This window comes from Bacteroides sp. DH3716P (assembly GCF_025914115.1).
GTDB lineage: Bacteria > Bacteroidota > Bacteroidia > Bacteroidales > Bacteroidaceae > Bacteroides > Bacteroides ovatus.
On the sequence record NZ_CP083673.1, the window covers coordinates 6,485,822 to 6,497,236 of the forward strand.

Here is an 11,415-nt window from a genome sequence, read left to right on the forward strand (position 1 = left end):
AAACAAATGATAGTGTATTAATAATCAGTAGTATAGCAAAGAAATAACAAAGGAGAATATAGTAAAAAATATAATGCGTCTGCCCTGTTCACTCCAGTGAACGAATCTATGCACCCTAGTGAACAGCCCTCGTCACTCTAGTGGAACGATGGAGATGCTCTATCAATAACTGGACGATAACGAATGAAAAACATGCTGGCATAGGGTTGTTTGAATGATAAGTACCTTTCATCTGTTTTCAATGTAAATAAGATCAGCAACCATCGTCTATGCAATCATCATGAGAAACGTATGAGAAATGCAGGGCAGATGTATGAGAAATCATTGAAAAACGAATGAGAAATAGCTGTTTTTTCGTTAAAATATCTGTAAAAAGTATGAGAAATGCCTGCATAGAAAGCATTTCTCATACTATATACAATTGATTATAAACCTATTGCCTAGATTCTATGAGAAATGAGAAATAAAAAAGATAAATCTCTTGCAGAGAGCAACAAGCGGTAGCATTACGAATATTATACATTGGCTGCTTTCTTCTGCTTATTCTTAGGAGCACGCGGCCGGTCTTTATCAGCTCCGGTATCATTTTGCTGTTTCATCCATTTTTGCAGTTCCATCGTCAGTTCTGCCTTCTTCTTACTATATTTCTTCATATCCGCCAGATTATTCATTTCAAACGGATCTTTCTTGATATCATATAGTTCGAACTCGGGACGATTCTTATAGCGGTTCATGATTTTATGTGCCTGATCCGTGTCCTGTGCTTTCCACGAGAGATACCATTCTGCCTTTTCAATATGCTTTTCTACGTATGTTTCCTCCGGAGTCAAGTTCCAGATTAGACGATAGCGTCCGTCTGAAATAGAACGGATTGGATATGCCGGACCTTCCGGAACATTGTTGTGAACATGATAAGCATACTTATGGTGTGTCTTTGTTTTCCCTTGAAATACATCTACCAGACTCTTTCCATCTATTACGTCAGGCACCTTTCCGCCTGCAACATCGATAAATGTAGGAAGAAGGTCTTCATATTGCACAATAGCGGAAGTCTCCATACCGGGTTTAATGACACCCGGCCAGGAAGCCACCATCGCCGACTTGACACCTGCACTCCAATTGGTCCATTTGGCTCCAGCAAATTGCGTACCTTGCTCGGATATGAAAATGACAAGAGTGTTCTGCAGCAGATTCTTTTCTTTCAGAATCTGCATAGCGTCACCCACCTGCTGATCGAGCAAGCCGACTTCCGCCAAATATCTGGCATAGTATTCACGCGTCACTTCCGTGTCGATAAACTGTGGCGGCAACTGAAGTTTCTTCCGGTCAAAGACGGAAGCGTCACCACCTGTCCAGGGAGCATGCGAATTAATAGAAGCCAAGACAAGGCAGAAAGGTTGGGAAGCATCACGCTCCATAAACTTCTCGATACCTTTGGTATGATAGTCAGTGTTTGGGCTTGTACATCCTTTGGGGAATCCCGGTACATCTTCGAACGGGAAGTTAGCCAAAGGTTTGATATGCCACTTCCCGGCCAATCCAACCCGATAACCCAGATTTCCTAGATAAGTAGGGAGAGATTTTACATCGGCATTGACCGAGCTATGGTTGGCGTAACCGCCATGATGCATCGGATACATACCTGTATAAACACAATGCCGGGTAGGCGTACTCATCGAAACAGAATTATACGCACTGTTGAATTTTATCCCCTGTCGAGCCAATGCATCTATATGGGGAGTCTTGTTGTTGACCGCTCCGAAACAGCCTATATCGTAATAGGAGCAGTCATCGGCTATGATTAATAATATATTAGGCTTTGAAGGAGTTTGGGCAAACCCGTTTCCTATCGCCAATCCGCCTAAGAGGCATAAACTAATCATTGATTTTTCCATCTTGTATTATTTTCAATTCATAGGGTTAACAGATTCAACGTACTACTTTCCATTCTTTAGGAGCTTTGAATCCGTCACGACCTTTACCGTAAGGTACTTCCGGTACACAAGGAGTGATCGTGTCATATTTCAGGGCAACCTCATACAAAGCTTTCACAATTTTCTCGTTTCCTGCGCTGGCATTTTTCTTTTCGTAAGGATCCGTTTTATAATCAACCAGAAAGTCCTGTTTCAAATCCAGTCCCGGTTTCATACCTTTTCTTATCAGTTTATAGTCTTTATTGACTACTGCTCCGTGTCCCAGATAAAAATCGCGGTCGATACAGGCCTTTTTACCGTTTAATACAGGGAGGATGCTGATACCGTCATATTCACGTTTCGGACGGCTGTGATCTCCTACCAAATCTTTCAATGTGGGAACAAGATCAACAAAACCTGTCACCTGTGAACTCAAGTTCTTATATTGTTTCTCTGCCTTCTTCCAATAAAGAACAGCAGGTGCATGTACGCCTCCATCCCACTCGTCAAATTTATGTCCACGCAAAGGTCCTGATGAGGATCCCGGAACACCGGCAGTGCCGTTATCACTAAAGAAGATAAAGAAAGTGTTGTCCATAATTCCTTTCTTCTTCAAGGCATCTACAATAGCACCGATTCCCCTGTCCATACAAGAAACCATTGCACTGTAAGTCGCTTTTTTCTGTTCTTTCGGTGTCAGGCTGTCGAAATTGTCTGTATAGAGTTTTATATCTTTTTCCTGTGCCTGCAAAGGTGTATGAGGTGCATTATAGGCCACATACAACATAAACGGACCTTCTTTCTCGTATGCATCGATACAGCGGATGGCTTCTTTGGTTATCAATTCGGTAGAATATCCTTTGTCGTGGCAGGTTTCCCAGTCGTTGTGCCAGTCCAGTTCACCTTCACGCGTCAGGTCGAAATAATCTATCGCACCGTTCAGATGACCATAGAAGTGCGAAAATCCCCTATTCATCGGATAATGCACTTTCTTGGTATGTCCCAGATGCCACTTACCAATAATGGCTCTGTTCTTATATCCGTTACGTGCCAGCATATCGGCCACCGTTTCTTCATTCTCATCCAGTCCGTCCTCACGCCAGGGCGGAATAACAGCCGAACGGACACCAAACCGGTTCGGGTAACGTCCCGTCATCAGTCCCGCACGGGTAGGCGTACTGATGGGAGAAGTGTAAAAGCGTTCGAGTTCCACTCCTTCGCCCACCAAAGCATCCAGACAGGGAGTCTTGATTTCACTACCATGAAACCCTACATCTCCCCAACCCAAATCGTCGGCCAATACAATCACAATATTAGGACGCTCTGTCTGCGCATGAAGAAATGCCGGAAGCAGAGTACATCCACAAAGCAAACCAAAAAATTCTTTTTTCATGATATACGATTTATAAATTACATTCTGTGTTTTATTCGTTTTGATGTGTGACGGCTTATTTTCTCTTTCCCGGCATGTGTTCGAAGGCACGCATCTCGGTAGGTTGTCCTTCGTCTCCACAATCCTTCATCCAGCGTTTCAACTCTTTATCCAAGCGGCTGATGGTAGAAGCTTGTTTCGCATCCTCCGCCAGATTTTTCATACAATACGGGTCGTTCTTCACATCATACAATTCGATAGCCGGACGATGCTGGTATTTAGTCGTCATCGCTTTTGCATGACTATCCGTTTTCGCCAGACTTTTCCACTCTTTAAACAAAGGAGATTTTGTTTCAACATTCTGGAAAGTAGCTTCCGGGGTGAGATTGACAATATATCTGTATCGGCCGTCGTATACCGAACGGATGCCATAATAAGGCGATCCTGCATTGATGCCTCTCGTGGTCTGAAGGGAGAAAGAATATTTCTTGTGTGTTTTCTTCTTGCCTGTCAATACCGGTTTAAAGCTTTCGCCATCTACTTTTGCCTGCGGCTTTCCTCCTATTATGTCGACAAAAGTAGGGACAATATCTACGTATTCTACCAACGCGTCACTTACGCTTCCCGGCTTAACCACTCCCGGCCAACGAACGATACAGGCAGAGTGTACCCCCGCATCATAACAAGTCCATTTGGCAAAAGGCAGGCTGTTGCCTTGTTCGCTCAAATATACGACAACAGATTTATCCGTCATTTTTTCCTGATCCAGGATAGAAAGGACATTACCAAATTCCTGATCCATATAATTGATCTCTGCCAGATAATGGGTAAACAACTCGCGAGTCTGGGGAATATCTACATACATAGGAGGCAGTGTCAGTTTGTCCGCATTAAATTGAGAGGCATCGCCTTTATTCCAGGGAGTATGCGGTTGATTGGAGGCTACAAACAGACAGAAAGGTTCGCCTTTCGCCTTGCAATCGGAAATAAATTTCTGAATTGCTTCAAAATTCAAGTCCCCACCTTTCAAAGGAGGTACATAAAGGTCGAAAGGAAATACTGATTTCGGGGCAATATGCGATTTCCCGATCAACGCGACTTTATAACCCAACGGTTGCAGATGATGTACAACGCTCAATGTTCCTTCATTGGCACAAGTATGATTGGGGTAAGCTCCGCTGCGTACAGGCCACAAACCGGTATATAGATTGTGCCGGGTAGGCGACGACATCGGAACGGCCTGATAGGCTTGTGTGAAGCGTACTCCCTGTGTGGCAAAGTGGTCGATATTCGGAGTTTTCGAATCAACACTGCCATAACAGCCCAAATCATAATGAGAACAATCGTCGGCTATGAACAATAGGAAGTTCGGTTTTTCCGTTTGCTGGGCGAAAGACAGGCTGGTAGCTCCCAAGGCTACGGATGCACTTACTAGTAATTTATTCATTTTGTGTTCCTCCTTTATTTATTTCTTCGGATGTTTCGGTAATACAAAGTTTGCATTCGCCCATTTCTCCCATTCGGCAACTAACTTGGTAAGCACTTCAGGGTGCTGTTCTGCCAGATTGTTACGTTCGGTACGGTCTTTAACCACATCGTACAATTCCCACTCTTTTCCTTTTTCGTCGCGGATTGCTTTCCAGTTTCCCCAGCGGATCGCTCTATTGTTCTGATGTTCCCAATACATATATTCATGGATAGAGTCTGCTTTCTTTTGAATAGCAGGAAAAAGGCTACTGCCTACCAATGGATATATTTTGTTTCCGCCGTGATAAGTTTCCGGATAGGCGGCTCCTGTTGCTTCCAGGATGGTCGGCATAATGTCCGGCAGATAACCGGGAACACGGCACCATTCACCTTTCTTATTCTTCAGATTGCTTTTCCACGACACGATGAGAGGGGTAGAAATACCTCCTTCATAAGAACGGCATTTGTATTTACGGAACGGAGTATTGGAAACCTGTGCCCATGCTCTTCCGTAAGAAGGGAACACGCTACAAGCCGGATTGTTGATTTCAGACACTTTCCCGCCTCCCAATTCAGCGTATGGCTCGGCACAAGCACCGTTGTCGGACAAGAACATAACAAGCGTGTTATCCAGTTTATGATTCTTCTTCAGGTAGTCCAGCAGTTTTCCTACATTATAATCTACACAATGCACCTGCGCTGCATAAACGGCCATCCGGTAGGCTACTTCATCTTTTTCCTTCTCTGTCAGCTCGTCCCATTTCCGATTTTCCCATTCGGCAAACTCTGTATTCGAGTCGATAATTCCCAACTTAGCCATCCGCTTCCGTCTTGCTTCACGAATTTCATCCCATCCTTTCTCACGATAGATCTTCGTGAATTTTTGAATATCTTCTTCTTTTGCCTGCAACGGCCAGTGAGGAGCGTTAAATGCCAGATATAGGAAGAAAGGTTTATCATCTTTCTGTTCGTCAACAAAGCGGATTGCGTAATCGGTAAATGCATCTGTTGTATAATAGGGTGCTTCCGGCTCCGGAAGTTTTGTGTTGTCAAGGGTTAAGCCGCGTCCTCCCGATGGACGGAGATAACTGCAAGCTCCTGCCAAAATTCCGTAGAAGCGTTCAAATCCCCGTTGTAAGGGCCACTTTTCTTCTCCATGCATTCCCAAATGCCATTTACCTGCCATATAGGTATGGTAGCCGCCTTCTTTCAGAACTTCGGCTATTGTAACACAATTGCGGTTGAGGAATCCTTTGTATCCGGGTACACCCCAATCATTCGGACTCTTCTGGCCAGGATTTTTAAACGGGTCTTCGGACATCTGACCGATACCTGCCTGATGTTGATATAGTCCTGTCATTAAACTAGCCCGGGCGGGACATGAACGTGAAGTATTGTAGAATTGCGTGAAACGTACTCCTTTGGATGCCAATGCATCAATATTAGGGGTCAGTATTTCTCCACCGTAGCAGCCGATATCGGAATAACCCATATCATCTACCATAATCAGTACGACGTTCGGCTTTTCCTGTGCCGAACAAAACGATGCCATCAGTAAGGGGGCAGTCATTAAGAAATTCTTCTTTACCATAGTATTATCAATTATCTGGAAAACAAAAATAGGGAAGTTTATGCAAAAGGAAGGAAAAATGCTAATCAATAAAGAACAAAATCAGGTATATATGCTATCCAAAAGATATACAATGCGTCCATGAACTTTTATTTCTACTCTGAATAGTTTTTTTCCTTTATTGAACAATTAGTTTTCTATTTTTAGGTCAATATATTCTAACTTTGCATTTTAGTTAAAAACCTATTGAAATGAAAAACAAACGAATTCTTTTTCTTCTTTCTTTTTGCTTATCGCTAGCAATAGCATGGGGAGAGATTCCTCCTGCCAAAGTTATATTCCAACAATACATGAACCAAGCACAGACATTTGCCAACAACTTTCCACGAGAGAAAGCTTATTTGCATTTCGACAACACGAGTTATTATGTTGGAGATACGATCTGGTTCAAGGCTTATGTCACTCTCGCCGAAAAGCAGACTTTCAGTCCGATCAGCCGCCCCCTGTATGTGGAACTGGTGGATCAGACAGGACATATAACAGATAAACAAATCATTAAACTGACGCAGGGAGAAGGGAACGGACAATTCGTTCTTCCCCGTTCCATGTTATCCGGCTATTATGAGGTACGTGCCTATACCCGCTGGATGCTTGCTTTCAACGAACCGCAGTATTTCTCACGTACTTTCCCGATTTATCAACTGGCGAATAGTGATAAGCTGGAACGTAGTATCACAACTTACGAACTTAGTCCGTCAATGGAGAACCGTCCGTCGGAAACAAAGGAGAAGTTGAGTGTACGTTTTTTTCCCGAAGGAGGGCAATTAGTGGAAGGAGTGACTTCGCAAGTGGCTTTCAAGGCGGAGAGTAAAGATGAAGGGAATATAGAATTGTCGGGAACGCTCTATACCAAAGAAGGAGCAGAAATCACTTCTTTCGAGACTTTGCACGATGGAATGGGGCATTTTGAATATACGCCTTCTGCACAACCGGCTGTTGCCAAAGTCGATTTTCAAGGAAAGAAGTATGAATTTACCCTTCCACAAGCGTTGCCTAACGGGTATGTGTTGAGTACTGTCAACAATGCCGGTGCCCTTTTGGTGAAAGTATCCTGCAATGCCGCTACTCCTCAAGATACATTAGCTATATTTATCAGTCATCAGGGACGGCCGTATGTTCATCAATTGATTAGTTGCCGGGCGGACGCTCCACAAGAGTTCATTCTGCCTACCCGCAAACTACCGGCAGGTGTACTGCAAGTCAGCCTCATCAACCGAGCTGGTAATACGTTATGCGAGCGTTTTGTCTTTTCCAATCCACGTGCTCCTCTACAACTATCCGCAGAGGGCCTGAAAGAGGTGTATACTCCCTACGCTCCTATTCGTTGTGAGTTACAGGTAAAGAATGCCAAGGGAGAACCGGTATCGGGAGATGTATCAGTCAGCATCCGGGATGCCGTCCGGTCAGATTATCTGGAGTATGACAATAACATCTTCACTGATTTGCTGTTAACATCTGATTTAAAAGGATATATCCATCAGCCCGGTTATTATTTTGCATCACCGTCTCCCCGGAAGCAAACGGAACTGGATATATTATTAATGGTGCATGGATGGCGTAAATATGACATGAGCCAAGCCATTTCTACTGCTCCTTTCACTCCGTTGCAGTTACCGGAAGCTCAATTAGTGTTGAACGGGCAGGTTAAATCAACGATCCTCAAGAATAAGCTGAAAGATATAGCGCTTAGTGTGATAGTGAAGAAAGATGACCAATTTATCACTGGAGGAACCGTGACCGATGAAAACGGTCGTTTCACCATTCCTGTAGAAGACTTTGAAGGAACCACGGAAGCGGTGATCCAAACCCGGAAAGTCGGTAAAGAACGCAACAAGGATGCATCCATCCTGATCGACCGTAATTTCTCACCTGCTCCCCGAGCCTACGGCTACAAGGAGCTTCATCCTAAATGGAAGGACTTGACCCACTGGCTACAAAAAGCCGAGAATTTTGATTCTCTATACATGGATTCTATCCGGAAAGTAGAAGGACTTTATGTATTGGATGAAGTGGAAATCAAAAGCAAACGCCGGCAAGGAAGTAATATGGCTACTAAAATCAATGAGAAAAGCATTGACGCTTATTACGACGTACGCCGTTCTGTAGATTTATTACGTGACAATGGGAAGATTGTCACAACTATTCCGGAATTAATGGAAAAGTTAAGTCCGCAATTCGATTGGGATCGTAGCAATGACAAGCTTACTTATCGGCAGAAACCAATCTGCTATATCATGGATAACCACATTTTATCCGAGACAGAAACTCAAATGATGTTGACCGAAGTGGATGGACTGGCTTCTATCATCATCAGCAAAGGAACCGGAGGCATTGATGACGACATCATTCAAAACACCAAAATGTCCGAAGTTACGGATAGTACGGGAGTGGATATCAGCAAACTGGACAAATACAGTGTTTTCTACCTGATTCCCCTACCCAGACGCGATGTATTGAACAAAAGTCAGACTGCCGTACTTGGTACCCGGCAAACAGTCATTCAGGGATATACTCATGCACTGGAATATTATTCACCTGCCTACCCGACCAAGGAATTGTATATGGATAAAGTGGACAAAAGACGGACGCTCTACTGGAATCCGTCTGTACGGACAGATGAAAATGGAAAAGCTGTGATTGAATGTTATAATAACCAATATTCCACTCCGGTGATTATTCAGGCGGAAACGATGAGTAAGGATGGACAAATAGGAAGTATGAAGTATTCTACAATCGGGCAAGCGGAGCAATAGTTCTTGTTGTAGATAACCTCATAGCAGATATTATTAATGGGGATGAAGTTATTCCTGATCCGGAATCCTTCATCCCCATTATTCTTTCAATGTTTCTATTCATTCCGTTTTAAATGGAATGACAGTTATTTCTTTTTCTGTCCCGGGTAAGGTTCTACCATGCAACGCTTAGCCCATGCTTCGTATGCTTTTGACATTTCTGCCACCTTCTCCGGATATTTAGCAGCCAGATCATGTTGCTCGCTCCGGTCTTCATTCAAATTGTACAATTCCCATTGAGAGTTATTTTTCGGGCGAACCAGTTTCCAGCCATCATTGGAAAGAAAAGCACGTTCGTTGAAGTGTTCAAAGCCCAGATAGTCGTGTCCCTTGCGATGTCCGGTCTTGAAGATAGGAAGTAAGCTCTTTCCTTCCATTGGAAGAATATCATGTCCTTTATAGGTAGTTGGATATTCAGCATCCGCTAAATCGACACAAGTAGCCATGATGTCCATTACATGCCCTATTTCAGATGTCATGCCACCCACGTTCTTTTTAATTCCTTTCGGCCAATGAGCAATCATCGGAGTACAGATACCTCCTTCATAAGATTTAGCTTTCCAAAAGCGGAATGGAGTATTCGCTACATTAGACCAACGGGCTCCCAATGAAGCGTATGTAGTCTGTGGTCCAGGCAATACCTGTTTATTACGCGGGTAAATGATTTTCTTTCCATCACGAGTCATATCCGGACGGTCGTTCTCTCCACCAGACATGTTCTGGCAGTCTTCGTTACTGCAACCATTATCAGACAAGAAAAGAATCAATGTATTATCAAGCTGTCCGGTCTTTTTCAAAGCCTCGATAATTTGTCCGATACCCTGATCTACACGGTCGATCATTGCAGCGTGAACGGCCATCGCACGGGCATCCCATTCTGCATGTGGATTATCTTCCCATTTGTCATGAAACTGACGTTCGGACAAAAAGTTATCCATTCCCGGGAAAACACCCAACTGCTTTTGACGTTCATAACGGGCATTACGGATAGCTTCCCAACCTACTTTATAAGTATCCTTATATTTCTCAATATCTTCAGGAAGTGCATGCAGCGGCCAATGCGGTGCTGTATAAGCCAAGTACATAAAGAATGGTTTATCATCCTTTGCATATTCTTCTACCTCCTGTACGGCACGTTCTGAAAGGGCTTGGGTTATATAATATCCTTTAGGTACTTCCTTTATAGGCACTTCACCTTCTACTAAACTGAACGGATCAAAGTAATCCACCACTCCATAAATAACTCCATAGTGAGAATCAAAGCCACGATTAACCGGATAATGACATAAATCAGAGAATGTATCATGGAAGACGCGATGTGCCAGCCATTCGCGTTGGTCCTTACGTAGAGGAGTCTCGGCAACATGCCATTTTCCAACCATACTGGTGGTATATCCTGCTCCCTTCAATACCTCGGCAATAGTAACGGCATTGCGAGAAAGTGTTCCACGATAGCCTGGTAAGTGAGCATCAAAGGTCATTCGTCCGATTCCGGCCTGATGTTGGTAAAGTCCTGTCAATAGGGAAGCACGAGTCGGGCAACTACGGCTTGCATTATAGAAATGATTGAATCGTACTCCTTTTTGTGCCAGTTTGTCCAAATTAGGAGTATGAATCTCGCTACCATAGCATCCCAAATCGGAATAACCAAGGTCATCTGCAAGAATGACCAGGATATTAGGACGTTTGTCCGACTTTTTCCCCTTCGCCTCTGCTGCAGAATGACCAGCAACCATCAAGGCGGTCGGTAATAGTAATAATTTAGAATTCATAAGTTTAATATTGGTTTATAATTTGTTTTTCACTGTATTACTCTTTTCCTTTATCTTTGTTTTTCTCAAACCATTTACATACTTTTTCGCCCAATTTAGCTACGATTTCCGGATGCGACTGCGCTACATCATTTTTCTCAAATTTGTCTTTTGCAATATCGTACAGCTGTGCATCGCTTCCGTCGCCATTTATCAATAGCTTCCAGTTGCCACTGCGTATAGCCAGATGAGGACTCCTATCGTTTGCATTTCCCGGTTTCTTAAAGAATTGGTTTCTACCGAAATCCCACATCAGGTCTGTTTTACGTTTAGCTTTCGATTTACCCAGAAGAACTTTATCATAATTTTGTCCGTCCCCCTGGTAACCTTTCTCTGTTTTAATTCCGGCTATAGAACACAAAGTCGGATATAAATCTACTGCGCATAATACAGACTCGTTATTTACCTGTCCGGCTTTAATTTTCTTTGG

Annotated in this window: 7 protein-coding genes; 1 reads left to right on the forward strand and 6 read right to left on the reverse strand. The window is 43.5% G+C overall.

Translation table 11 applies throughout. The features are described from left to right. Positions 1 to 515 precede the first annotated feature (515 nt). From KQP79_RS25045 to KQP79_RS25060, 4 genes are read right to left on the reverse strand one after another with little or no spacing between them, the layout of a single operon-like run. Positions 516 to 1,895 (reverse strand): sulfatase, encoded by a 1,380-nt coding sequence (locus KQP79_RS25045; protein WP_061447864.1) that lies wholly within the window; start codon positions 1,893 to 1,895, stop codon positions 516 to 518. A gap of 34 nt (positions 1,896 to 1,929) precedes the next feature. Further along, positions 1,930 to 3,306, reverse strand: a complete 1,377-nt coding sequence (locus KQP79_RS25050) for an arylsulfatase B (RefSeq protein WP_061447863.1) — start codon at positions 3,304 to 3,306, stop codon at positions 1,930 to 1,932. A gap of 55 nt (positions 3,307 to 3,361) precedes the next feature. Further along, positions 3,362 to 4,732, reverse strand: a complete 1,371-nt coding sequence (locus KQP79_RS25055) for a sulfatase (RefSeq protein WP_061447862.1) — start codon at positions 4,730 to 4,732, stop codon at positions 3,362 to 3,364. 18 nt (positions 4,733 to 4,750) lie between these two features. Continuing rightward, positions 4,751 to 6,343, reverse strand: coding sequence for an arylsulfatase (locus KQP79_RS25060; RefSeq protein ID WP_004310843.1), 1,593 nt, complete (start codon positions 6,341 to 6,343; stop codon positions 4,751 to 4,753). A gap of 230 nt (positions 6,344 to 6,573) precedes the next feature. Here KQP79_RS25060 and KQP79_RS25065 point away from each other — a divergent pair, with 230 nt between their 5' ends. Further along, the gene (locus KQP79_RS25065) at positions 6,574 to 9,135 is read left to right on the forward strand and encodes a hypothetical protein (RefSeq protein WP_004310844.1); all 2,562 of its coding nucleotides are present in this window, start codon (positions 6,574 to 6,576) and stop codon (positions 9,133 to 9,135) included. A 125-nt stretch (positions 9,136 to 9,260) separates the two neighbouring features. On the opposite strand, the gene KQP79_RS25070 is transcribed toward KQP79_RS25065, so the two are convergent. Both KQP79_RS25070 and KQP79_RS25075 read right to left on the reverse strand, forming a co-directional pair. Further along, positions 9,261 to 10,946: an arylsulfatase gene (locus KQP79_RS25070; RefSeq protein WP_004310845.1), complete on the reverse strand. Its 1,686-nt coding sequence runs from the start codon at positions 10,944 to 10,946 to the stop codon at positions 9,261 to 9,263. 37 nt (positions 10,947 to 10,983) lie between these two features. Continuing rightward, positions 10,984 to 11,415 (reverse strand): sulfatase/phosphatase domain-containing protein (locus KQP79_RS25075; RefSeq protein WP_413541950.1); only part of this gene is annotated, 432 nt, incomplete at its 5' end.